Origin of the sequence: Nonomuraea sp. NPDC049504, assembly GCF_040676845.1 — a bacterium.
GTDB lineage: Bacteria > Actinomycetota > Actinomycetes > Streptosporangiales > Streptosporangiaceae > Nonomuraea > Nonomuraea salmonea.
This window is the reverse complement of record NZ_JBFAPT010000002.1, coordinates 150,585-173,730: the sequence shown is the minus strand read 5'-3', so window position 1 is coordinate 173,730 and position 23,146 is coordinate 150,585. Positions and strand designations below refer to the sequence as shown.

Annotated in this window: 20 protein-coding genes and 1 pseudogene; 8 read left to right on the top strand and 13 right to left on the bottom strand. The window is 72.0% G+C overall.

Annotated elements, in window-relative coordinates; genetic code table 11:
- Window positions 1–100: 100 nt before the first annotated feature.
- From AB0K28_RS04150 to AB0K28_RS04135, 4 genes are all read right to left on the bottom strand, one after another.
- Entirely contained in the window at window positions 101–409 is a 309-nt protein-coding gene (locus AB0K28_RS04150) for a hypothetical protein (protein WP_364364857.1), read from the bottom strand.
- A 76-nt stretch (window positions 410–485) separates the two neighbouring features.
- Window positions 486–1,703 (bottom strand): NADP-dependent isocitrate dehydrogenase, encoded by a 1,218-nt coding sequence (locus AB0K28_RS04145; protein ID WP_364364854.1) that lies wholly within the window; start codon window positions 1,701–1,703, stop codon window positions 486–488.
- A 53-nt stretch (window positions 1,704–1,756) separates the two neighbouring features.
- The gene (locus AB0K28_RS04140) at window positions 1,757–2,056 is read right to left on the bottom strand and encodes a DUF3017 domain-containing protein (protein ID WP_364364851.1); all 300 of its coding nucleotides are present in this window, start codon (window positions 2,054–2,056) and stop codon (window positions 1,757–1,759) included.
- Window positions 2,053–3,174, bottom strand: coding sequence for a citrate/2-methylcitrate synthase (locus AB0K28_RS04135; protein ID WP_364364848.1), 1,122 nt, complete (start codon window positions 3,172–3,174; stop codon window positions 2,053–2,055). Before AB0K28_RS04135 ends, AB0K28_RS04140 begins: the two co-directional genes overlap by 4 nt.
- A gap of 181 nt (window positions 3,175–3,355) precedes the next feature.
- Here AB0K28_RS04135 and AB0K28_RS04130 point away from each other — a divergent pair, with 181 nt between their 5' ends.
- Complete coding sequence (locus tag AB0K28_RS04130) at window positions 3,356–4,003, top strand: FHA domain-containing protein (protein WP_345396031.1); 648 nt, start codon at window positions 3,356–3,358, stop codon at window positions 4,001–4,003.
- 161 nt (window positions 4,004–4,164) lie between these two features.
- On the opposite strand, the gene AB0K28_RS04125 is transcribed toward AB0K28_RS04130, so the two are convergent.
- Window positions 4,165–5,694, bottom strand: a complete 1,530-nt coding sequence (locus tag AB0K28_RS04125) for a family 10 glycosylhydrolase (RefSeq protein WP_364364845.1) — start codon at window positions 5,692–5,694, stop codon at window positions 4,165–4,167.
- An 86-nt stretch (window positions 5,695–5,780) separates the two neighbouring features.
- Between AB0K28_RS04125 and AB0K28_RS04120 the strand changes: the two genes are divergently transcribed.
- Both AB0K28_RS04120 and AB0K28_RS04115 read left to right on the top strand, forming a co-directional pair.
- Complete coding sequence (locus tag AB0K28_RS04120; protein WP_364364842.1) at window positions 5,781–7,211, top strand: glycoside hydrolase family 3 N-terminal domain-containing protein; 1,431 nt, start codon at window positions 5,781–5,783, stop codon at window positions 7,209–7,211.
- Complete coding sequence (locus tag AB0K28_RS04115; RefSeq protein WP_364364839.1) at window positions 7,208–8,068, top strand: MurR/RpiR family transcriptional regulator; 861 nt, start codon at window positions 7,208–7,210, stop codon at window positions 8,066–8,068. Before AB0K28_RS04120 ends, AB0K28_RS04115 begins: the two co-directional genes overlap by 4 nt.
- On the opposite strand, the gene AB0K28_RS04110 is transcribed toward AB0K28_RS04115, so the two are convergent.
- Genes AB0K28_RS04110 through AB0K28_RS04085 form a run of 6 tightly spaced genes read right to left on the bottom strand, consistent with a single transcriptional unit; the run spans window position 8,065 to window position 14,427 of the window.
- Entirely contained in the window at window positions 8,065–9,525 is a 1,461-nt protein-coding gene (locus tag AB0K28_RS04110; RefSeq protein ID WP_364364836.1) for a benzaldehyde dehydrogenase, read from the bottom strand. The genes AB0K28_RS04115 and AB0K28_RS04110 overlap by 4 nt on opposite strands.
- An 11-nt stretch (window positions 9,526–9,536) precedes the next feature.
- On the bottom strand, window positions 9,537–11,123 hold the full coding sequence (locus AB0K28_RS04105; RefSeq protein WP_364364833.1) for a thiamine pyrophosphate-dependent enzyme: 1,587 nt from the start codon (window positions 11,121–11,123) through the stop codon (window positions 9,537–9,539).
- Window positions 11,120–11,890 carry an ABC transporter ATP-binding protein gene (locus AB0K28_RS04100; RefSeq protein WP_345409530.1) on the bottom strand — a complete coding sequence of 257 codons (771 nt, stop codon included), beginning with the start codon at window positions 11,888–11,890 and terminating at the stop codon, window positions 11,120–11,122. The genes AB0K28_RS04105 and AB0K28_RS04100 overlap by 4 nt, the downstream gene beginning before the upstream one ends.
- The gene (locus AB0K28_RS04095) at window positions 11,883–12,632 is read right to left on the bottom strand and encodes an ABC transporter permease (RefSeq protein ID WP_364364830.1); all 750 of its coding nucleotides are present in this window, start codon (window positions 12,630–12,632) and stop codon (window positions 11,883–11,885) included. Before AB0K28_RS04095 ends, AB0K28_RS04100 begins: the two co-directional genes overlap by 8 nt.
- Window positions 12,629–13,486, bottom strand: coding sequence for an ABC transporter permease (locus AB0K28_RS04090; protein ID WP_364364827.1), 858 nt, complete (start codon window positions 13,484–13,486; stop codon window positions 12,629–12,631). The genes AB0K28_RS04095 and AB0K28_RS04090 overlap by 4 nt, the downstream gene beginning before the upstream one ends.
- The gene (locus tag AB0K28_RS04085) at window positions 13,483–14,427 is read right to left on the bottom strand and encodes an ABC transporter substrate-binding protein (RefSeq protein WP_364364825.1); all 945 of its coding nucleotides are present in this window, start codon (window positions 14,425–14,427) and stop codon (window positions 13,483–13,485) included. The genes AB0K28_RS04090 and AB0K28_RS04085 overlap by 4 nt, the downstream gene beginning before the upstream one ends.
- A gap of 104 nt (window positions 14,428–14,531) precedes the next feature.
- Between AB0K28_RS04085 and AB0K28_RS04080 the strand changes: the two genes are divergently transcribed.
- Window positions 14,532–15,302 (top strand): IclR family transcriptional regulator, encoded by a 771-nt coding sequence (locus AB0K28_RS04080; protein WP_364364822.1) that lies wholly within the window; start codon window positions 14,532–14,534, stop codon window positions 15,300–15,302.
- Window positions 15,303–15,412: 110 nt separating this feature from the next.
- On the top strand, window positions 15,413–15,847 hold the full coding sequence (locus AB0K28_RS04075) for a GNAT family N-acetyltransferase (protein WP_364364819.1): 435 nt from the start codon (window positions 15,413–15,415) through the stop codon (window positions 15,845–15,847).
- Window positions 15,848–15,916: 69 nt separating this feature from the next.
- Here AB0K28_RS04075 and AB0K28_RS04070 read toward each other — a convergent pair.
- A pseudogene (locus tag AB0K28_RS04070) lies at window positions 15,917–16,561 on the bottom strand (NAD(P)-binding domain-containing protein); the annotation flags it as partial.
- 120 nt (window positions 16,562–16,681) lie between these two features.
- Here AB0K28_RS04070 and AB0K28_RS04065 point away from each other — a divergent pair.
- The gene (locus AB0K28_RS04065) at window positions 16,682–17,245 is read left to right on the top strand and encodes a DJ-1/PfpI family protein (protein ID WP_364364816.1); all 564 of its coding nucleotides are present in this window, start codon (window positions 16,682–16,684) and stop codon (window positions 17,243–17,245) included.
- Window positions 17,242–17,493 (top strand): hypothetical protein, encoded by a 252-nt coding sequence (locus tag AB0K28_RS04060; protein ID WP_364364813.1) that lies wholly within the window; start codon window positions 17,242–17,244, stop codon window positions 17,491–17,493. The genes AB0K28_RS04065 and AB0K28_RS04060 overlap by 4 nt, the downstream gene beginning before the upstream one ends.
- Here the strand turns inward: AB0K28_RS04060 and AB0K28_RS04055 are convergent.
- Window positions 17,405–18,256 (bottom strand): bifunctional methylenetetrahydrofolate dehydrogenase/methenyltetrahydrofolate cyclohydrolase, encoded by an 852-nt coding sequence (locus tag AB0K28_RS04055; protein ID WP_364364810.1) that lies wholly within the window; start codon window positions 18,254–18,256, stop codon window positions 17,405–17,407. The genes AB0K28_RS04060 and AB0K28_RS04055 overlap by 89 nt on opposite strands.
- A gap of 444 nt (window positions 18,257–18,700) precedes the next feature.
- Between AB0K28_RS04055 and AB0K28_RS04050 the strand changes: the two genes are divergently transcribed.
- On the top strand, window positions 18,701–23,047 hold the full coding sequence (locus AB0K28_RS04050; RefSeq protein WP_364364807.1) for a glycoside hydrolase family 38 C-terminal domain-containing protein: 4,347 nt from the start codon (window positions 18,701–18,703) through the stop codon (window positions 23,045–23,047).
- Window positions 23,048–23,146 lie beyond the last annotated feature (99 nt).

Genomic DNA, 23,146 nt, shown 5'->3' with positions numbered 1-23,146 from the left:
CGGGGTCAAGAGCTGGGAAAACGCGCCGGGCCCGACAAAACGACCGGCCCCTGCCGGGGAGGCAGAGGCCGTACGCAGCCGCCGTGGCCCTTCCTGCATGTCATCTCGCGGAGCCGCGGCGGCGGAACTCGGCGGTGGCGGTCTGGACCACGCGGTTGAGCTGGTCAAGCTCGTCCTCGGTGGGCTCGCGACGCAGTTCGACGTTGACCGCGAAGTCGCCGTCCTTGAGGCTCACACCGAGGTCGGCGAGCAGATCCTGCGGCAGTCTGCTGTGCAGGAACTCCCGGAACGCCTCGGCGACCACCGCGATACGCACGCGCCCGAGAAGCTCCTGGTCACCGCTGTGTTCGTGTCCAGCGACGTAGATGATGTCGACATGGCGCAGGAGCGTATCGATCACTGCTGACATGCGAGGGTGACGACGGCCCAGGCATGCGAAACGGCCCCCACCATGCGGCGTAGTCGCAGGTAGAGGCCGTTTCCGGCTAGGCCGACATCTTCTTCTTGAGGTTCTCGTCGAGCGCCGCGAGGAAGTCCTGCGTGGTGAGCCACGCGGCGTCGCCGCCGACCAGGAGCGCGAGGTCCTTGGTCATCTGGCCGCTCTCGACGGTCTCGATGCAGACCTGCTCCAGCTTGTCGGCGAAGTCGGTGACGGCGGGGGTGCCGTCGAGCTTGCCGCGGTGGGCTAGGCCACGCGTCCACGCGAAGATCGAGGCGATCGGGTTGGTGGAGGTGGGCTTGCCCTGCTGGTGCTGGCGGTAGTGGCGGGTCACGGTGCCGTGGGCGGCCTCGGCCTCGACGGTCCTGCCGTCGGGGGTCATCAGGACCGAGGTCATCAGGCCGAGGGAGCCGAAGCCCTGCGCGACGGTGTCGGACTGGACGTCGCCGTCGTAGTTCTTCGCGGCCCAGACGTAGCCGCCCTCCCACTTGAGCGCCGCGGCGACCATGTCGTCGATGAGGCGGTGCTCGTAGGTGAGGCCGGCCTTCTCGAAGTCGGCCTTGAACTCGGTCTCGTAGACCTCGGCGAAGATGTCCTTGAAGCGGCCGTCGTAGGCCTTGAGGATGGTGTTCTTCGTGGAGAGGTAGACCGGGTAGTTGCGGGCCAGGCCGTAGCGCATGGAGGCGCGGGCGAAGTCGCGGATCGACTCGTCGAGGTTGTACATCGCCATGGCGACGCCGCCGCCGGGGAAGTCGTACACGTCGAGCTCGATCGGCTCGGAGCCGTCCTTCGGCGTGTACGTCAGGGTCAGCGTGCCCTCACCGGGGATCTTCAGGTCGGTCGCGCGGTACTGGTCGCCGAAGGCGTGACGGCCGACCACGATGGGCTTGGTCCAGCCGGGCACCAGGCGCGGCACGTTGGACATGATGATCGGCTCGCGGAAGATCACGCCGCCGAGGATGTTGCGGATGGTCCCGTTGGGGGACTTCCACATCTTCTTGAGGCCGAACTCCTCGACACGCGCCTCGTCCGGGGTGATGGTGGCGCACTTCACACCGACGCCGTACTTCTTGATGGCGTTCGCGGCGTCGATGGTGACCTGGTCGTCCGTGGCGTCGCGGTGCTCGATGCCGAGGTCGTAGTACTTCAGGTCGACGTCGAGGTAGGGAAGGATCAGCTGGTCCTTGATGAACTGCCAGATGATCCGGGTCATCTCGTCGCCGTCAAGCTCGACGACGGGGCCCTCCACCTTGATCTTGGGCATGCGAATGGTTCCCCTTCAATGAATGGATGCGTTGAGGCTATCGGACCGTCTGGTCACGGGGCGAAAAGGGACAGGATGATCGCTTTCAGCTCGTTGTTACCGAGAAGGAGCGAGGTCAGCACCAGCACGAATCCGAACACGGACAGCGTGATGACGTCGATCTTCTTGCTCCTGAGTGCGAGCTGACCGCCGTAACCGGCGAAACGCAGCGCGGCCGCGATCATGATGACGGCCCCCAGCACGAACCCGCCCCAGCGCGGGTCGGCGATGAACATGGCGAGCACACCGGCGGCCGCACCCACCAGGATCAGCGGGTACGGCCCCCAGGTCTCGCGTTCGGTCCCGTTGCTCAACGCTCTTCTATCGGCTTCCACTTCTGGTCGGTCTCACCGATGTACTCACTGTCGGGGCGGATCAGCCGGTTGTCGGCGTGCTGCTCGATCACGTGAGCCGTCCAGCCTGACATGCGGCTGACGGAGAAGACCGGCGTGAACAGGTCTGTCGGAATGCCAAGGTAGTGGTAAACGGAAGCGGCGTAGAAATCGACGTTGGGATAGAGGCCCTTGGTCTCGAAGACGACCTCCTCCATCTCCTTCGACATCCGGTAATACGTGTCGTCGCCGCCGGCCTCGCCGAGCTCGGCGGACATGCGGCGCAGGTGCGTGGCGCGGGGGTCCTCGGTCTTGTAGACGCGGTGGCCGAAGCCCATGATCTTCTCGCCGGCGGCGAGCTTGTCGCGTACGGCCTGGGCGACGCCGCCCGGCGACAGCGACTCCAGTGTCTTCATGACCTGCTCGTTCGCCCCGCCGTGCAGCGGGCCCTTGAGGGTGCCGATGGCGGCGACGATGGCGGAGTGCATGTCCGACAGCGTCGCGGCGCACACGCGGGCGGCGAAGGTGGAGGCGTTCATGGTGTGGTCGGCGTGCAGCACCAGGCACTCGTCGAAGATCTCGACCTCGCGCCGGTCGGGGGTGCGGCCGGTGACCTGGAGCAGGAAGTTGGCGGCGATGCTCAGCGACGGGTCGGGCTCGGGCACCTCCGAGCCGGTGCGCGCGGCGTGGTAGCGGGCGACGAGCAGCGGTTGCTGGGCCACCAGGCGGGCGGCCTTGCGCAGGTTGGCCTCGGGGTCGATGGAGTCCTTGTCGGCGTCGTCGGCGCCCGCCAGGGAGACCAGCGTGCGCAGCGCCTCCATGGGTTTCTGTTTCTCGGCGATCTCGGCGATGTTCGCGGACACCAGGGCGCCCAGCTCGCGGCCCCGTGCCAGCTCGTCGCCGTAGGCGTCGAGCTGGGAGCGGGTGGGCAGCTTGCCACGTTGGAGCAGGTGCGCGGTCTCCTCGAACGTCGCGCGGCCGGCCAGGTCGTGGATGTCGTATCCACGGTAGAAGAGGCGACCGGCCTTTCCGTCGATGTCGCTCAGCGCTGTGGACGCGGCGACGACATCGGCCAGACCTTTCGTTGGCTTGTCCGCCATGAGTGTTTCCTCCGCTTATCTCCGCCCGAAGTCTACCCGTGAGCAGGCAAAACCGACGGCAAAGGTCCAGACCAATTTCACGACGGATTCTCCTTTCGGCAAAGGAGATTCCGCATCCCCTCGGTTGGGTAAGCCGGAGCTGTAGTAATAGTTACGGCGGGCTACCTGGGGAGGAACTGCCGTGGAGGGGCCGTTCATACGCATCGAGGACACTGGCGAGGTGGTCCCGTTGCGCCCCGAGATCACGACGGTCGGAAGGGGCCGGGGTGTAGACATCCGGCTCACCGACCCCAGCGTGTCTCGACTCCATGCCGAGTTCGTCAGACGAGGACCCTACCTGTATGTCGTCGACCTGGGGCTGTCCAGGAACGGCACGCGGGTGAACGGCAGGCCGATCGCCCGGAGGGTCCTTGACGACGGCGACGTCGTCTCCTTCGGCGCGGCACGCGGCCGGATCGGTGGAGTCCCCCGTGAGGACTTCACCCCCGAGGTCGAGCTGCGCAGGGCGGCGGCACCCGAGCTGACCAGGCGCGAGGTCGATGTGCTGACCTCGCTCTGCCGGCCGGCGCTGTCCGACGAGGCGTTCGTCGCTCCGGCGACGGCACGCGAGATCGCCGACGACCTGGTCGTGACCGAGGCCGCGGTCAAGCAGCATCTGCTGCGGCTCTACCAGAAGTTCAGGATTCCCGAGGGCACCAACCGGCGCACACGGCTGGCCAACGAGGTCGTCGCGCTCGGGCTGGTCCGCCCGACCCCTGTGGTGCCACCGCAGAGGTCGTCGGGAGCCGCACCCGAGCAGGCTTCGGCGGCCGGGCGCAGGGCTTCGTAGTCTCAAGGTTCGCGACCGGGGCCACGGCGAGGGGTTCCGGCAGCGTCGGAACCTGAACATCACCCCCTACGGGGGCGCGAGCAACGGCGTACGCCCTGCTCAGGGCGGCGCCGCGGCTCGTCGCCGGTCCGACCGGCGACGCAGCCGGGCGCAGCACGCTCTCAGATCACCCTGAACCCGTTGCTGGGCTTGCTGGTCCTGTTCGCCCGGTCCACCGCGACGACGTAGTAGTGGTGGCCGCGCTCGCCTTCGGCGTCCACCCAGCGCAGCTGCCGGTCGCCCGGCAAGACGGCGACCAGGTTGCGGGCGTCGTCGAAGGCGCGGGAGTTCGCGGGCCGGTCGAAGCGGAAGACGGCCCACTGGAAGGGCTCGTCCTTCCCGGTGGCCACCGCCCGCACCTCGACCCCGCCGTGGCGGCGCAGCGCGTACGCCACCACCGGCCGCGACGGCGCCCTGCCGCCCGCCAGCCGGGGCAGCACCGGCGCGAGCGCGGGCCGCTGGTAGTGGTCGTTGACCGCGGTCGTGACGGAGGCGAGCCTGTCCACCTTGACGTCGTTGGCGTTGTACCAGATGTCGCCGCCGATCTCGGGGTGGTCGCGGTTGAGCGTCAGGTGCCTGGACAGCTCGTCCGGCGCCTGCCACTCGGCCGCCTGCGCCGGGTCGCCCGCCTTGTACGCCGCCTGCCCGATCCACAGCAGCGTCTTGGTGCCCGCGGCCACGTCGGACCACCACGGCACGAGCTTGGAGTAGTCGGCCGGCGGCTGCCCGATGTACCAGTAGAGCTGCGGCGCGATGTAGTCGAGCCAGCCCTTCTTGACCCAGCCGCGGGTGTCGGCGTGCAGGTTGTCGTACGACTGGCCGCCGTTGGTGTCGGAGCCGAGCGGGTCGGTGCCCTTGTTGCGCCAGATGCCGGACGGGCTGATGCCCCAGGCGATCTCCGGCTTGGCCTTGAGCACGCGCTGCTGCATCTCCTGGACCATGAGGTCCACGTTGTTGCGGCGCCAGGCGGCGAGGTCGGGGAAGCCGGCGCCGTACTCGGCGAACTCTTCCGCGTCGTCGAAGTCGGCGGTGTTGGTCGGGTAGAAGTAGTCGTCGAAGTGCAGGCCGTCGATGTCGTAGCGGGTGACCGCGTCCATCATGGCGTCCTGGCAGAACTTCCTGACCTCGGGCATGCCGGGGTTGTAGTAGAGCTTGCCGCCGAACGGCACGATCCAGTCGGGGTGCTTGCGCCCGGGGTGGTCGGGGTGCAGCTGGGCCGGGTCAGCCTGCATCGAGACGCGGTAGGGGTTGAACCAGGCGTGGAAGGCCAGGCCGCGCTTGTGCGTCTCCTCGACGGCGAACTTGAGCGGGTCGTAGCCGGGGTCCTGGCCCTGGGTGCCGGTGAGATATTGCGACCACGGCTCGTACGGCGACGGCCAGAACGCGTCGGCCGTGGGCCTGATCTGCACGAACACCGAGTTGAGCTTGCGCTGCACGGCCACGTCGAGCCAGGCGAGGTATTCCGCCTTCTGCTGCTCGGCGGTCAGTCCCGGCTTCGACGGCCAGTTGATGTTGACCACCGACGCGATCCACATGCCGCGCATCTGGCGCAGCGGGGGCACGTACCCGGGCTGGGCGAAGGCCGGGAGGGGAACGGCCGATGCGGCGGCGGCGAGAGCGAGACCCTTGAGGAGAGTCCTTCTGCTGGGCATGGGGGGTGCCTCTCGGAAGTGGTTGTATCGAAGGCGACGATGACAGAAAATTACCTTCAGATCAACAACCGTGAAGGAAAATGCCGATGAGCGGTGACCTGTACAGACTGGCGATGACGGTGCTGCATCCGGGGTTCGAGGGGACCTCTGCTCCCGACTGGCTGCGCCGCGCGCTGGGCGAGGGTCTGGGCGGCGTCGTGCTGTTCGCCCGCAACGCCATCGGCGCCGATCTCGTTCGCCAGTTGCGGGCCGAGAACCCGGACGTCGTCGTCGCCATCGACGAGGAGGGCGGCACGGTCACCCGGCTCGAAGTGGCGGACGGCAGCTCCTTCCCCGGCAACAGGGCGCTGGGCGTGGTGGACGACGTGCGGCTCACCGAGCAGGTGGGCCGGCAGATCGGCAGGATGCTCGCCGACCTGGACATCACGCTCGACTACGCGCCCTCCGCCGACGTGAACGCCGACCCGGCCAACCCCGTGATCGGCGTGCGCTCGTTCGGGCCTGCCGCCGAGCTGGTCGCCCGCCACACCGCCGCGTACGTCGAGGGCGTGCAGGGCGCCGGGGTGGCCGCCTGCGCCAAGCACTTCCCCGGGCACGGCGACACGGTCACCGACTCCCACCTGGCCCTGCCCACCGTGCACGCCACCAGGGAGGTGCTCCAGGAGCGCGACCTGCCGCCGTTCCGCGCCGCGATCGAGGCGGGGGTGCGCTCGATCATGTCAGGCCACCTGCTCGTGCCCGCACTCGATCCCGCGGTGCCCGCGACGCTCAGCCGTACCGTGATGACCGAGCTCCTGAGGGGCGAGCTCGGTTTCGACGGGATGCTGGTCACCGACGCGATCGAGATGCGGGCGGTGGCCGCCATGGCGCCGCCCGGCGAGATCGCCGTACGCGCGCTCGCCGCCGGCGTGGACGCCGTCTGCGTCGGCCTGAGCGACGAGCACGGCCTGCGCGAGATCGCGGAGGCGATCGTCGCGGCGGTCCGCGAGGGCCGGCTGGCCGAGGAGCGGCTGGCCGAGGCCGCCGCCCGCGTGCGGGCCCTGTCCACCTGGTACGCCGCCCAGTCCGAGCTGCGCGCCAAGGCCCACGGCGACGTGGACGAGGGCGTCGGCCTGGACGCCGCCCGCCGCGCGATCACCACGACCGGCGACGGCAGGCTGACGAGCGCCCCGCTGGTCGTCGAGGTCAACACCCGGCTCAACAAGGCCATCGACGCCGACACGCCGACCGGCGTCGCCACCGCGCTGACCGCCCTGCTGCCGGGCACCGCACGGGTGCGGCTGGAGCAGGGCGGCGAGCTGCCCGCGTTCGGCGAGCGTCCCGTGGTGCTGGTGGTGCACGACGCGGCCAGACATCCGCAGGTGCGCGACACGGTCGCGCGGGCCCTGGCCGCCCGCCCCGACGCGTTCGTGGTGGACACCGGCGTGCCCGCCACGCCGGAAGGCGGCACGCACGTCCACACGCACGGCATCTCCCACGTGTCGGCCCAGGCCGCGGCCGAGTGGATGACCCGATGAGCGTCGAGCCGGCGAACCCGGTGGCGTCCGTACGCGCCGTCCTGCCCTCGCTCACCCCCGCCGCGCAGTCGATCGCCCGCCTCATCGTGGACGACCCCGGCCTCGTGGTGCGCAGCACGATCACCGAGTTCAGCGCCGTGTCGGGGACGAGCGAGGCGACGATCGTGCGCACCGCGCGGGCCCTCGGCTTCGCCGGATACTCGCAGATGCGCTTCGCGCTGGCCGCCGCCGTCGCCAAGGAGCCCGAGCGGCTGGTGCCCGGCGACCTCGCGCCCGACGACCCGCTGACCGACGTCATCGCCAAGGTCGCGCGGGCCGAGTCGGAGGCGCTCGCCGACACCGCCGCCCAGCTCGACCCCGACCGGCTCGGCGAGGTCGTCAAGGCCATCTCCGAGGCGCGCAGGATCGACGTGTACGGCGTCGCCGCCTCGGGCCTGGTCGCGACCGACATGTCGCAGAAACTGCTGCGCATCGGCCTGTCCAGCCACCCGTTCAGCGACGCCCACCTCGCGCTGACCAGCGCGGCCCTGCTCCGCGACGGCGACGTCGTGGTGGCGGTGAGCTGCAGCGGCGAGACGCCCGACGTGCTGGTGCCGGCCCGCACCGCCGCAGAGGCGGGCGCCCTGCTGGTGGCCATCACCGACAACCCGCGCTCGTCGCTGGCGGAGCTGGCCGATCACACGCTGGTCTCCGCGGGCCGCGAGACGGCGTTCCGCCCGGGCGCGCTGGCCAGCAGGATCAGCCAGCTCCTCATCGTGGACTGCATCTTCGTCGGGCTGGCGCAGCGGCGCTACGAAACCGCCGAAGCCGCCATCCGCGCCACCAAAGAGGCCACCGACCGCTACCGCAACCGCTAGAACGGGTAACCGGCGATGTCGCCCTGCACCGTGACCCACTGCGTCTCGGTGAAGGCGTCGACGTTGGCGCCCGTGCCGCCGAAGCGGCTGCCGGTGCCCGAGGCGCCCACGCCGCCGAACGGCGCCACCGCCTCGTCGTCCACGGTCTGGTCGTTGATGTGCACGATGCCGGTCGGCACCTGCTCGGCCAGCGCCAGGCCCTTCATGACATCCCTGGTGAGGATGCCGAGCGACAGGCCGTACTCGGAGTCGGCCGCCAGCGCCGCCGCCTCCTCCAGGGTGGCGAACGTGGCGACAGGCGCCACCGGGCCGAACACCTCCTCCGCGTACGCGGGCGCCCGCACCGGCACCTCGGCCAGCACCGTCGGCCGGTAGAACAGCCCCTCGTACGAGCCGCCCGCCGCCAGCCTGGCCCCGGCCGTCACGCTCTCGGTGACCAGGCGGTGCACGCGGTCGCGCTGCCCGGCGTCGATGAGCGGGCCGAGCGCGACCTGACCGGTGGCCGGGTCGCCGACCGGCAGCCCGTCGGCCTTGGCCGCCAGGCGCTCGACGTACTCGGCGGCCACCGACTCGTGCACGAGGTGGCGTCCCGAGGTCATGCAGATCTGGCCCTGGTGGAAGAACGACGCCCACGCGCCCGCCGAGGCCGCGGCGTCCAGGTCGGCGTCGTCGAAGATCACCAGCGCCGAGTTGCCGCCCAGCTCCAGGTGCACCCGCTTGAGCGAGCGGGCCGCCGCCTCGCCGACCTTGCGCCCCGCCGCGGTCGAGCCGGTGAAGGAGATGACGGGGATGTTCGGGTCGGCGACCAGCGCCTGCCCGGCCTCCGGCCCGCCGGGCAGCACGTGCAGCAGTCCAGGAGGCAGCCCCGCCTCCTCGAAGACGCGGGCGATGGCGTAGCCGCCGCAGACGGCGGTGCGCTGGTCGGGCTTGAACACCACCGCGTTGCCCAGCGCCAGGGCAGGGGCGACCGACCTGATGCCGAGGATGAGCGGGAAGTTGAACGGCGCGATCACGCCCACCACGCCGGCCGGCACCCGGCGGGCGAAGCTGAGCCGCTTGCGCGCCGTGGGCAGCATCTCGCCGACCGGCTGGCTGGCCAGCGCCGCCGCCTCGTAGCACTCCTGGGCGGCCACGTGCGTCTCGAACCCGGCCTTGCCCGGCACCCCGCCGGACTCCCTGACGATCCAGTCCTGGATCTCCTGGGCGTGCTCCTCGAACAGCCTGCCCGCGCGGCGCAGCAGGGCGGCCCGCTCCTCGTACGAGGTCGCCGCCCAGGCCCGCTGCTCCTGCCTGGCGCGTACGGCGGCGGCCGCCACGTCCTCGGCGCCGGCCGTGCCCGCCCTGCCCAGCTCGTTGCCCGTCGCGGGCTCGATGACGGGGGCCTCACCGGCCCGCGCGGCCGTCCAGCTCCCGTCGAAGATCGACCCCGTCCACGTCTTCGGGTCTAAGAACGTCATGGTGTGCCTCCTCAGGGCTGGAACCGCGGATCGACCGCCACGGCGACGTCGAGCAGCAGGGGGCTGTCGCGGCCGGGCAGTACGGGCATGATGTCATCGAGGGCCGCGGTCAGCTCGGCGTGCGAGCCGATCGTGACGGCCGGGCAGCCGAGCGACCTGGCCAGCGCGCCCATGTCGATCTCGTCGAACGCCGGCCACGGCGCCTTGCCGCCGCCGTGCTGCTCGGCGAGCCGGTCCATGATCGCGTACCTGCCGTTGGCCAGCACCATGAACAGGGCGCCCACCCGGTAGTGGGCGGCGCTCCACAGGGCGTGCAGGCCGTAGAGCGCGGAGCCGTCGCCGACCACGGCCACCACCGGCCGGTCGGGCAGCGCCATCTTCAGCCCCACGGCGGCGGGCAGCGCGAACCCGAGCCCGCCCATCGCGGCCGACAGGAAGCCGAGCGAGGTCCTGGCGGGGACGAGGCGGTGCAGGTCGGGGCGGGCCGAGGGAGTCTCCTCGATGAGCGCGGCGTCGGCGGGCAGCCGCAGCGCCAGCTCGCGCAGCACGTCGGCGGGCTGGAGCGGGCCGTTCGTGGTGTGCTCCTGTGCTTCAGGCCGGTTGCTCGTGGCGCGTGGCCGCTGCGGGAGCAGGGCGGTCAGGCGGGCGCAGACGGCTTGCGGCGCGGCCAGGACGGCCAGGTCGGCCGGGCTGCGGTGGGCCTCGGCCGGATCGTCGGTGACCAGCGCGACGGCGGTGCCGGGCGGCACCAGCGGCCCCGGCACGTACGGATACTGGCGGAACACCGGCGCCCCCACGGCCAGCACCACGTCGTACGCCGCCAGCCGCTCCCGCAGCCTGGCCCGGTCGGCGGGCAGCACGCCGGCGTACTGGGGATGGTCCTGGGGAAACCCGGCCCGGCCGCCGAACGACTCCTGGTGCACCGGGCACCCCAGCCGCTCGGCCAGCGCCACGAGCGCGTCCCACCCGTCGCGCACGCCCGCGCCCGCCACGATCGCCGGCCTCTCGGCCCCGGCCAGCAGCTCCACCAGCGGGCCCAGCTCGGCGTCCACCACCGACGCGGGCCGCACGAGCCTGGCCGGCGCGGCCATGATCTCCCCTTCGAAGGGCGCGTCCCAGTCGTCCAACGGCACCACGACCAGCGCGGGCCCCCGGTGGGTGCGCGCCTCGTGCACGGCCCTGGCGACCGCTCCTGGCACGTCCTGGGCGCGTACGGGCTGGTCGACCCGTACCGGATAGTCGCCCGCCAGCCCCGCGAGCCGCCCGGTCAGGAACGGCTCAAGCGCCAGGTGCCGGCGGTCCTGCTGCCCGACGAGCACGACGAGCGGCGCCCGGTTCTCGCGCGCGGTCGCGATGGCGCCGACGGCGTTGCCCAGCCCGGCGGTGGTGTGCAGCACGGCGAGCGCGGGCGCGTCGCGCCCGATCGCCCAGCCGGTGGCCATGCCGACGACCGAGCCCTCGTGCAGGGCCAGCACGAAGCGCAGGTCGTCGGGCAGTCCCGTGAGCAGCGCCACCTCGGTGGAGCCCGGGTTGCAGAACAGCGTGGTCAGCCCGTGGCGGCGCAGCACGTCGAAGACGGCGTCCTTGACGGTGGTCATCGTTCTCCCCTCGCCCGCTGGATCTGCCGGTAGACGTGCCCGCGCAGCTCGCCGAAACGCGGCAGCGACCGGGTGGTGAGCTGGTCGCGTTCCGGCGGCAGGTCGATCTTGAGGTCCTCCATGACCGTGGTCGGGGACGATGAGAGCACGATCACGCGCCGGCCGAGGTAGACGGCCTCGTCGATGTCGTGGGTGACGAAGAGCGTGGTGACGCCGAGGTCGCGCCACAACCGCAGGATGAGGTCCTCCAGGTCCGCCCTGGTCTGGGCGTCCACGGCGGCGAACGGCTCGTCCATGAGCAGCACCTGCGGCTCGTACGCGACCGCCCGCGCGATCGCCACCCGCTGCTGCATGCCGCCGGACAGCTGCCAGGGATGCGCGTCAGCGGCGTCGGACAGCCCGACCGCCGCCAGCGACTCGGCGACCAGCTCCCGCCGCCTGGCCGCGGGCAGCCGCTTCTCCTTCAGCGGCAGCTCGACGTTCTGGCGCACGGTCATCCAGGGGAAGAGGCTGCGGGCGTACTCCTGGAAGACCACGGCCATGCGCGGCGGCGGGCCCGTCACCTGCACGCCGGCCACCCGCACCTCGCCGCCGGTCGGCGGCAGCAGCCCGGCCACGCAGCGCAGCAGCGTCGTCTTGCCGCAGCCCGACGGGCCGACCACGCAGACCAGCTCCCCCGCGCCGACCTCGAACGTCACCTCGCCGATCGCCTCGACCCTGCGACCGGGGCTCGCGTAGACCTTGTGCAGGCCGGAGATCTCAAGCACGGGCCGCTCCACCCCCGTGGTACCAGGCCAGCACCCGTCGCTCCACCACGCGGAACAGCGCCGACAGCCCGAGGCCCAGCAGCCCGAGCAGCAGGATGCCGCTCCACATCTCGGCGATCTGGAACTGCCGCTGGAACAGCACGATCGTGAACCCGAGGCCGCTGGAGCTGGCGAACATCTCGCTGATGACCATGAGGATGATGCCGATCGACAGCGCCTGCCGCAGCCCGGTCATGATCTGCGGGCTCGCGCCGCGCAGCACGAAACGCCGCATCCTGGAGGCGCCGCGCACGCCGTACATGCGGCAGGTGTCGGCGAGCACCTCGTCCAGCGCGCGGACGCCCTCCACGGTGTTGAGCAGGATCGGCCAGAGGCAGCCCGAGACGATGACCAGCACCTTCATCGGCGTGTCGATGCCCGCCAGCAGCATGATCAACGGCACCAGCACCGGCGGCGGGATCGCGCGGAAGAACTCCAGCACCGGCTCCAGCGTCGCCCGCAGCCGCCGCGACAGCCCGATGGGCACGCCCAGGCCGACGCCGAGCAGCCCGGCCACGGCGTAGCCCGCGAGCAGCCGGCCGACCGACGGCAGCACGTCCTCGGTCAGCCGCTCGGAGAACCACGTCTCGGCGAACGCCCGGCCCACCGCGGCCGGCCCCGGCAGGTAGAACGTCGCCCCGCCGACCGCCCACCAGGCCAGCACCAGCAGCGCGGGCAGCGCCAGCAGCCTGATCACCTTCACGCGGCCACCTCCGAGCGCACGGCGGGATGCCAGGCCAGCACCCGGCGCTCCAGCAGCCGTACGGCCGCGTTGACCGCGATGCCGACCAGGCCGGACAGCACGATCAGCGCGTACACGGCCGGCACCGCGCCGCTGCTCTGCGCGACCTGGATCTCCGCGCCGAGCCCAGGGCTGCCGATGACCAGCTCCGCCGTCACCGCCAGGATGAACGCCACCGCCGCCGCCAGCCTGAGTCCGGTCATGACGTACGGCAGCGCGGTCGGCCACACCAGGTGCCTGATGCGCGACCAGGCCGACAATCCGTACGACCTGGCCGTGTCGTAGGCGACCGCGTCCACGGCGGCGACGCCGTACAGGACCTGGATGAGCACCTGCCAGAACGCGGCGTAGACGACGAGCAGCAGCGTCGAGCCCAGCGAGGGCCCGAACAGCAGCGTCGCCAGCGGCACCAGCGCGACCGACGGGATCGGCCGCAGGAACTCCACCGTCGAGTTCGTCAGCGCGCGCAGCCCCGGCACCACGCCGATCAGCACGCCCGCGCCGACCGCCGCGCAGAACGCCAGCGCCAGCCCGATCGCCCAGCCGCGCAGGGTCTCGGCCAGCGCGATCCACAGCTCGGCGGTGGCGAGCTGCCCGGCCAGCGTGCCGAGGATGACCGTGGCGGGCGGCAGGAACCGCTCGTCCACCAGGCCCAGCCTGGGCACCGCCTCCGCCAGGAGCAGCAGCCCGGTCAGGCCCGCGGCGCCGTACGCGAGCCGGGCGGGCAGGCCGGTCGGACCCGCGGCGCCGTGCCCGAGCCGGGCGGGCAGGCCGGTCGGACCCGCGGCGCCGTACCCGAGCCTGGCGCCCCTCACGGCACCAGCTCCGAGACGTCCACCTCGTCCTGCAGCACCCCGTCGGCCAGCGCCAGGTCCGCGATGGTCTGCACGGACGCCCTGTTCACCTCGACCGGCCACTTCGGCAGCTTGATCTGCGCGATCACCTCAGGCGCGATCTTCGTGTACGTCCTCAGCACCTCGCGCACCTCGTCGGGGTGGCCGTCGGCGTACTCCAGGGACCTGCGCATCGCGGCGGTGAAGCGGCGGGTCAGGTCGGCGTCGGTGCGGCCGGTGGTGAAGTACATGGCCACGGTCAGGTCGGGGGCGGCGTCGGCGAAGTTCCACGCCACCGGGCGGGCACCCTGGCTGATGGCCTGGCTGACGAACGGCTCGACCACCCAGATCGCGTCCACCCGGTCGCTCTGCAGCGCGGCGGGCGCGTCGGGGAAGGGCAGCTCGACGAACTCGATGCCGCTCGGGTCGCCGCCGGCCTTGCGCACGGACGCGCGTACGGTCGTGTCGCCGATGTTCTTGAGCTGGTTGACCGAGATCTTCTTGCCCGCCAGGTCCTTGGCCGTCCTGATCGGGCTGTCCGGCTTGACCAGCACCGCGCTGAAGTCCTCGCCCTGCTCGCCCGTCGAGGAGACGCCGTTCGCCACCACCTTCACGTCCAGGCCCTGCTGCTTGGCGGTCAGCAGCGACGTGGTGTTGCCGAAGGCGAACTGGAACTGCCCGCTCACCACCCCCGACACCGAGGCGGCGCCGCCCGCGACCGGGGTGATGGTGAGGTCTATGCCCTGCTCGGTGAAGAAGCCCTTGGCCTTGCCGAGGTGGATCGGCGCGGTGTCGACGATGGCGATGACGCCCGCGTTGACCTTGGCGGGGCCGGTGCCGGTGGATTCTCCGGCCGGTTCTGAGGTGCCACAGGCTGTCACGAGTGCGGCGGTGCAGGTGAGGATCACAAGAGCGCGACGCACGACTGCTCCTCTTTCTGTTCGCTCTGCGCACAGGTATTCTCTGACCGAACGACCCCGTATCGCGGAAGCTACGCTCTTGCCCGCCGCTGTCAAGGGGGCAGCTCATGGTCGATCACGTGCAGTCGCTCGCCAGGGGGCTCGCGGTGATCCGGGCGTTCAGCGCCGCCCAGCCCGAGCTGACGCTCAGCCAGGTGGCCCGCGCGACCGGGCTGAGCAGGGCGGCGGCCAGGCGGTTCCTCATCACGCTGACCGACCTGGGCTACGTGCGCAGCGACGGGCGGCTGTTCGCGCTCACGCCACGGGTGCTGGAGCTCGGCTACGCCTACCTGTCCAGCCTGTCCCTGCCCGAGGTCGCCGACCCCCATCTCGAACGGCTCGCCGCCGAGGTCCGCGAGTCCGCCTCCGTCGCCGTGCTGGACGGAGAGGACGTCGTTTACGTGGCGCGGGTGGCCACCGCCCGGATCATGCGCGTCACGATCAGCATCGGCACTCGCTTCCCTGCGTACTGCACCTCGATGGGGCGGGTGCTGCTCGCCGGGCTGCCCGCCGCCGAGCTGGACGCCTACCTGGAGCGGGCCGAGCCGCGCCGGCTCACCTCCCGCACCATCGTCCTGCCCGCCGCCTTGCGGGCCGAGCTCGACGAGGTGCGGGGTCGCGGGTGGGCGATGGTGGACCAGGAGCTGGAGGAGGGGTTGCGGTCGATCGCGGCGCCCATCAGGGACCGGTCGGGGCGGACGGTGGCGGCGGTGAACGTGTCGACGCACGCCAGCCGTACGAGCCTGCAGGCCGTACGCCGCGACCTCCTCCCGCCCCTGCTGGCCACTGCCACCAAGATCGAGTCCGACCTGGCCTCGCTGTCCGTGACCCCCACCTGACCCGCCGCGCCTTGGACGCGCGGCGCGCCTGGCTCCGCATCAGGGCGGCGGCACTTTCCTCCCCTGACCCCGCGAACGGGCGCCCGGCGCGCGGCCGTACCCTGGCCCGCATGCACATCCGTCTTCGCCTGCCCGCCGACCTGGACGCCTGCGTGGAGGCACTCGCCCAGGTCCAGGCCGCCGACCGCTACCCCGTCGACTGGCCGAGCGACCCCGGTGGGTGGCTCACCCCCTCCGACCTGACATCGGCCTGGGTCGCGGTCGAGGACGGCGCTGTCCTCGGGCACGTCGGCCTCACCCGGGACGCGGAGATCGTCCGCCTGTTCGTCACCCCGGCCGCGCGCGGCCGCGGCCTGGCCGCCCACCTCCTCGACGCCGTCCGCGCCGCCACCCCCGGCCCGCTCAAGCTGGAGGTCTCCTCAGAGGGCACCGCCGCCATCGCCCTGTACGAACGAACGGGCTGGCGCCACACCGGCACCACCCGCGGCCGGTGGCTCAACGCCGCCGGCGAACCCGCCCTCCTCCACCACTACACGAGCCCCTGACGGCGCCCACCTCCGGAAGTGGTCGATGACGCGGGCATAGCTGCCGAGGGCGTGCCCGCGGTCGATCGCCTCGGCGAGCAGCTCGCCGGTGTACTCCGCCATGGTGGCGTCGATGCCGCGCATCCGGCTCTCGTGGATGAGGTGCCGGACCGGCGGGACCTGGGTCTCCAGGGTGGCGTCGTCGGCGGCGAAGGAGCTCGCGTCGATCTGGTGGGCGTAGGCCGTCAGGAACGACGCCACCCCCTTCAGCCAGTCCGTGGCCATCGGCAGGAAGTCGGTGGCCACGATCTTCTCGGTGCCCAGGAGCGCCGCGCCGTGCGTGAAGCCGTTGAACGTCGACCACATGATCCCGAGCAGCGCGACGTCGTACAGCGACGGGAGGCCGACGTCGGTGCTGATCAGCGTGGTGCCGCCGCCCAGCACCCGCAGGGTCCGCTCGTACGCCTCGTACGCGGCGGACGGGCCTCCGTACAGGATGACCGTCTCCGGCGCGCCGATGCCGGGCGGGGTCATCATGATCGCCCCGTCCAGGTACTCGGCCCCGCGTTCCGCCGCCCAGCCGGCCATCGTGCGGGCCTCGTCGGACGCGCCCGAGGTGAGGTTCACCAGGGCGCGGCCGGACAGCTCCGTCTCCGCCGGGGCCAGCAGGTCGCGTACGGCGTCGTAGTCCCGTACGCAGACGATGACGAGCGGGGCGGCGGCGGCGGCACCCACCGTCGGAGCCTCGCTCGCGCCCGCCTCGACCAGGGCCCGCGCCCTGCCCCGACGTGCGGTTCCAGATGGTCGGGGGGTGGCCCGCCTTCAGTCGGGATGCGCCCCGGGACGACCTCCTCGGTGCCGGGGTTCCCCTGCAACGCGCCGTACGGGCTGGAGGAGCTGGAGCGGGCGGACACGGTGATCGTCCCTGTCGTGCCGGAGGCGTACCTGCGGGGCGAGCGCGACCTGTCCCCGGAACTGCTCGACGCCCTCCGCCGCGCGGGCGCGCGGATGGTCTCGCTCTGCAACGGCGTGTTCGCGCTCGCCGCCGCGGGCCTCCTCGACGGCCGTCCCGCCACCGCCCATTGGGAGCACACCCGCGAGCTGGCCGAGCGGTACCCGCAGGTGCGGGTGGACGACTCGGTCCTATACGTCGACGACGGCGACGTGCTCACCAGCGCCGGGCTCAGCGGCGGGCTCGACCTGTGCCTGCACATCGTCCGCCGCGACCTTGGCGCGCGGGTGGCCAACCAGCTCGCCCGCCGCCTCGTGGTGCCCGCCCACGGGCCGGGCGGCCAGGCCCAGTTCGTGGAGCGCGCCGTCGATGTGACCGACGACGGGTCGCCCCCGTCCTGCACTGGGCGCTGGAGCACCTCGACGCCCCGCTCACCGTCGAGGACCTGGCCGCCCGCGCGGGGATGAGCGTACGCAGCTTCCACCGCAACCTGCGGGCGGCGACCGGCACCAGCCCCATGAAATGGCTGCTCCACCCCCATGGACTCCGGGCCCAGGGCGGGCCTGGAGTGGGCCCAGGGCGGGCCAGAGGTGCCGGCATCAGGCCCGCACCAACGGCCGGCGGGGTTAGACGAGCTGGCGTTCGGCGGCTTCGACGACGTTGGCGAGGAGCAGGGCGCGGGTCATCGGGCCGACGCCGCCCGGGTTGGGCGTGAGGTAACCGGCGACCTCCTCGACGTCCGGAGCCACGTCCCCGGCGATCTTGCCCGCCACCCGGGAGACCCCGACGTCGAGAACGGCGGCCCCCGGCTTGACCATGTCGCGCGTGATCAGCTCGGGCACGCCGGCCGCCGCCACGACGATGTCGGCCCGCCGTACATGCGAGGCGAGGTCCTGGGTGCCGGTGTGGCACAGGGTCACCGTGGCGTTCTCGCTGCGCCGGGTCAGCAGCAGCCCGAGCGAGCGCCCCACCGTGATGCCGCGGCCGACCACGGCGACCTCAGCCCCCTTGATCGGCACGCCGTACTCGCGCAGCAGCAGCACGATGCCGTGCGGCGTGCAGGGCAGCGGCGCGTCCACCATGTGCACGAGACGGCCGAGGTTGACCGGGTGCAGCCCGTCGGCGTCCTTGGCCGGGTCGATGCGCTCCAGCAGCGCCATCGTGTCGAGGTGCTTGGGCAGGGGGAGCTGCACGATGTAGCCCGTGCACGCCGGTGAGGCGTTGAGCTCGTCGATGGCCGCCTCGACGTCGGTCTGGGACGCGGTGGCCGGCAGATCGACGCGGATGGAGGCGATGCCCACCTCCGCGCAGTCGCGGTGCTTGCCCGCGACGTAGATCTGGCTGCCGGGGTCGTCCCCCACCAGAACGGTGCCCAGGCCGGGCGTGATCCCGCGTTCTTTGAGCGCGGCCACCCGCTTGGTGAGATCTGCCTTGATCTTTGCGGCGGTGGCCTTGCCATCGAGTTTCACAGCGCTCATGCCGCAATCCTGTCATGCCCCCTGACCTCCCCCGCACCACCCCACACCCCCGGCCACGGCCGCCAACCCCACAGCCCGACCACCCCCCGCGCCACCACCGAAATGCCCTGCCCCGGTACCGAAGCCAACCACCCCCGCGCCACCGTCCCGCGCCACCGTCCCGCGCCACCGTCCCGCGCCACCGTCCCGCGCCACCGTCCCGCGCCACCGTCCCGCGCCACGAAGTGGTGGCGACCGACTCCCAGGGACGGCCGCCCAAAGCGGCCTGCACCGGCGGGACGCCGTCCGTTCGTGGTGTACCGGTTGCCGTCATTCCCGGTGACTTATCCACAGGCCACGAGCGGCCGGGGCGGGTTATCCACAGCCAAAGGCTGACATCGTTGTCATCGATTCGGCGAAGGCTTAGTGTTTTCGGCGCCAGCACCACGCGTCCGGAGGTCCCCCTTGCCGTTCCGCCTCTTGTCCGCCGAGTCCACCGACCTGTTCGTCGGCTCCCAGGAAGAGCCGCACCAAGTCCTGCGCGTCACCGTGGCGGCAGGCGAGCGCGAGTCGTCGCTGGAGCTACGCGGCGCGGGCGTCCGGCTGGCCGGACATGTCATGATCCCGCCGGAAGCGGGAGTGCACGAGGTCCCGCTGGAGGTGTCGGCCGAGCCGGGCACGACGGTCCCCTGCCTGCTCACCCTCGACGGCGAGGAGCTGGAGGTCGAGGTCACGGCCGAGGAGCCGGGCTGGACGATGTTCATGGTGTCCCACTTCCACTACGACCCCGTGTGGTGGAACACGCAGGCCGCCTACACCAGCCCGTGGGAGCTGCTGTCGGCCGACGCCACCACCAGGCCGCTCTGGGAGGACAACGCGTTCGCCCTGGTCGAGGCCCACATCGAGCTGGCGCTGCGCGACCCCGACTACCGGTTCGTGCTGGCCGAGGTCGACTACCTCAAGCCGTTCTTCGACACCCATCCCGAGCGCCGGGCCGATCTCAAAGCCCTCATGGCCGAGGGCCGGGTGGAGCTGGTCGGCGGCACGTACAACGAACCCAACACCAACCTCACCGGCGCCGAGACCACGATCCGCAACCTCGTCTACGGCATCGGCTACCAGCGCGACATCCTCGGCGGCGACCCGCGCACGGCGTGGCAGCTCGACGTGTTCGGTCACGACCCGCAGTTCCCCGGCTACCTCGCGGCGGCCGGGCTGACGGCCAGCGCGTGGGCGCGCGGCCCGTTCCACCAGTGGGGCCCCATCAGTAAGAACTTCAAAGAGGCCAAGAACGACGCGGCGCTGATGCAGTTCCCGAGCGAGTTCGAGTGGATCGCGCCGTCGGGGCAGGGCGTGCTGACCCACTACATGCCGGCTCATTACTCCGCCGGCTGGTGGATGGACTCGTCCCCGTCCCTTGAGGACGCCTGCCAGGCGGTCTACGACCTCTACCGCTCGCTCAAGCCGGTGGCCGCGACGAAGAACATCCTGCTCCCGGTCGGCACCGACTACACCCCGCCCAACAAGTGGGTGACCGACATCCACCGCACGTGGGCGTCCCGCTACGTCTGGCCCAGGTTCGTGTGCGCCGTCCCGCGTGACTTCCTCGACGCCGTACGCGCCGGGCTGTCGTCCTACAGCCCCCAGACGCGCGACATGAACCCGATCTACACCGGGAAAGACGTCTCCTACATCGACACCAAGCAGGCCCAGCGCGCGGCCGAGGTGGCGGCGCTCGACGCCGAGCGGCTGGCGACGTTCGCCCGTGTGCTGGGGCTGGGCGGCTACCCGCACACGGCGCTCGACAAGGTGTGGCGGCAGCTCGCCTACGGCGCCCACCACGACGCCATCACCGGCTCCGAGTCCGACCAGGTCTACATCGACCTGCTGACCGGGTGGCGCGAGGCGTACGACCTGGCCGCCGAGGCCCGCGACAACGCCCTGTCGGCCCTGTCCGCCCAGGTCACGACCGACGCGCCGGGGGTGCTCGTCGCCAACACGCTGCCGTTCGCACGTGACGGCCTGGCCTCGGCCGCCCTGCCCGAGGGTCACGTCCTGGCCGACCCTTCCGGGGTCCCGGTGCCCGCCGTGGCGGAGGGCGGCAAGCTCACGTTCCTGGCCCGCGACGTGCCGTCGGTGGGCTGGCGCACGTACCGCGTGGTGCCCGGCATCCCCGAGACGTGGCAACCGGCGTCCGGCGTCACCATCGAGAACGACCGCTGGCAGATCACCGCAGACCCTGACAAGGGCGGCACCCTCGTCTCCATCGTCGACCGCGCCACCGGCCAGGAGGTCCTCACCGGCCCCGGCAACGAGCTGCGTCTCTACGACGAATATCCGCAGCATCCCGACATGGGCGAGGGCCCCTGGCACCTCATCCCGACCGGCCACGTCGTGGGCTCGTCGTCGGCCGCCGCGACCGGTGTGCGCGCCGAGAGCAGCCCGGTGGGCCGGCGGCTGATCGTGACCGGGCAGGTCGGCGAGATCACCTACGAGCAGGTCGTCACCCTCCCGGCCGGCTCCGACCGCATCGACTTCACCACCCGCGTCCTCGACCACACCGGCGCCGACCGGCTGCTGCGAGTGCGGTTCCCGGCCCGGGTGGAGGGGGCGCTGCCGGTGTCCGACGTCTCGGGGGCCGTGGTGGGGCGTGGTTTCGCGCTGCCCGACGTCGATACGGCCCACCACCCGTGGACGCTCGACAACCCGGCCAACACCTGGTTCGGTCTCTCGGCCACCGCGAAGGTCGATCTGGGCGCGGCGGGCGCACGCGCGCTCGGCGTGGCCGAGGTCGTGGTGCCCGCCCTCGACGACGCTCCGCAGGCCCGCGACCTGGTCGTGGCCCTGGCCAGGGCCGGCGTCACCGCCACCACCTCATCCGCCGACGGCACCCGCTACGGCTGGCTCGACGTCGACTCCAACCTGCCCGACGTGCGCCTCGTGCTGGGCGGCCCCGACACCAACCCGGTGGCCGCCGACCTGCTCGCCAGGGCCGACGAGTCCTACGCGAAGGCGCTGAGCGAGGGGGCCACCCGCGTCTGGATCCCCGCCGAGCGTCCGCTGCCCGAGGCCTGGCAGCCCAGCGCCGACCTGCGCGACCTGCGGGCCCTCCCGGCCCTCATCGTCACCGACTCCATCGCCGACCTGGTGGCCGACCTGGCCGACGCGACCATCGAGGCCGTGTGCCCGCTGGGCGGCGAGCGCCTTGAGGACCGTACGGTGGCGCTGCTGGCGTACGGGCTGCCCGGGTTCGCGGTCGACCCGTCCGGTGCCCTGCACCTGTCGCTCATGCGGTCCTGCACCGGCTGGCCCTCCGGCATCTGGCTCGACCCGCCGCGCCGCACCACCCCCGACGGCTCCGGCTTCCAGCTCCAGCACTGGACGCACGAGTTCTCCTACTCCCTTGTCTCGGGCCCCGGCGACTGGCGCGCCCTGCGCCTGCCCGCGGCCGCCCAGGAACACATCACCCCCCTCCACACCCGCCTCCTCGACACCCCGCAGACGGGCCCCCTCCCACCGGTTCACTCCCTGCTGACGGTGTCCCCCGAGCGCGACGTCCTCCTGAGCACCCTCAAATCCACCGGCAACCCCCACGCCCACGGCCGCGCAGAGGGGTCCTCGGAAACCTCCGCCGTGACGATCCGCCTGATCGAATCCACCGGCCTGGGCACCCGGGCCGAGCTGACCTCCCCCGTCCTCGACCTGCACACCCTCACCCCCGCCAACCTCCTCGAACACCCCCCGACCCCCACCTCCACCGCGCTGACCCGCACGACCGAGAGCGCCACCCCCGCTGCCCCCAGCAAGCAGACCCGGCCAACACCCGGCTCCCTTGCGTCCTCCGACTCCGCAGCCACCACAACTGCGGCCATCGATGAGCCCGCAAGCCCCACCCCCTCGCCCTCGCCCTCGCCTGCGCCTGCGCCTGCGCTCATCGACCTCGGTGGCTTCGAGGTCGCCACCTACCTCGCCTCGGCCCCGCTCCCGTCCGTGGCCCCGCTCCCGTCCACGGCGCCGGAGCTCGCGCGCACGACCGAGCAGGCCCAGCCCGTCTACAGCCGCTACTGGCTGCACAACAAGGGCCCGGCACCCCTGGGCTACCTCCCGGTCTCCATCGCGGTCACGCCGGGTCTCGTGGAGTCGCCGGAAGGGCCGTTCGAGGTGGAGGTCGTCCTGGCCTCCCACCTCACCGACACCGCGCACGAGGGCGTCGCCGAGATCCGCGTCCCCGAGGGCTGGACGGCCACCCCGTCCGCCCGCCCGTTCCGCCTCACCCCCGGCGGACACCTCCGCTTCCCCGTGACGGTGACGCCGACCGCCGCCCCCGAGCCCGGCCTGCACTTCATCTCCGCCCGCACCCACACCAGCGGGCAACTCGTCGAAGACATCACCACGGTCGCCATCGGCCCCGCGCCCGAGCTGCCCGTCCCCGGCACCCCACCCGAGCTCGCCAAGGCGACCCGCGGCACCACCGCCGACACGGCCCGCCCCACAGGCCTGTCGATCACCACCGTCGAGGACTCCCTCACCCTGGCCACCGGCGACCGAGCCCAGCTCACTCTGCGCCTCACCAACACCACCGCCGACGAGATCCGCGGCGAAGCCCAGCTGGCCTCACCTTGGGGCACCTGGTCCCTGCTCCCGGAGGTCATCAAGGGCTTCACGGTGGCGGCAAGGACGACCGCCGAGGTGTCGTTCCCGGTGCAGGTTCCCCACGACCACCCGACCGGCCACGCGTGGGCCCTGGCCAAGGTCATGTGGTTCGGCCGCTGCCAGTACACCCCGGCAGTACGCCTAGAGGTGACCCGATGACACCAGCGAACCCCCCGACAGGAGGCCACTCGACGATGGAGGTCAGTGGAGTGGCCGGAGGCGGACTGGAGACGGCGGTGATCGGGTGGATCGACGGAC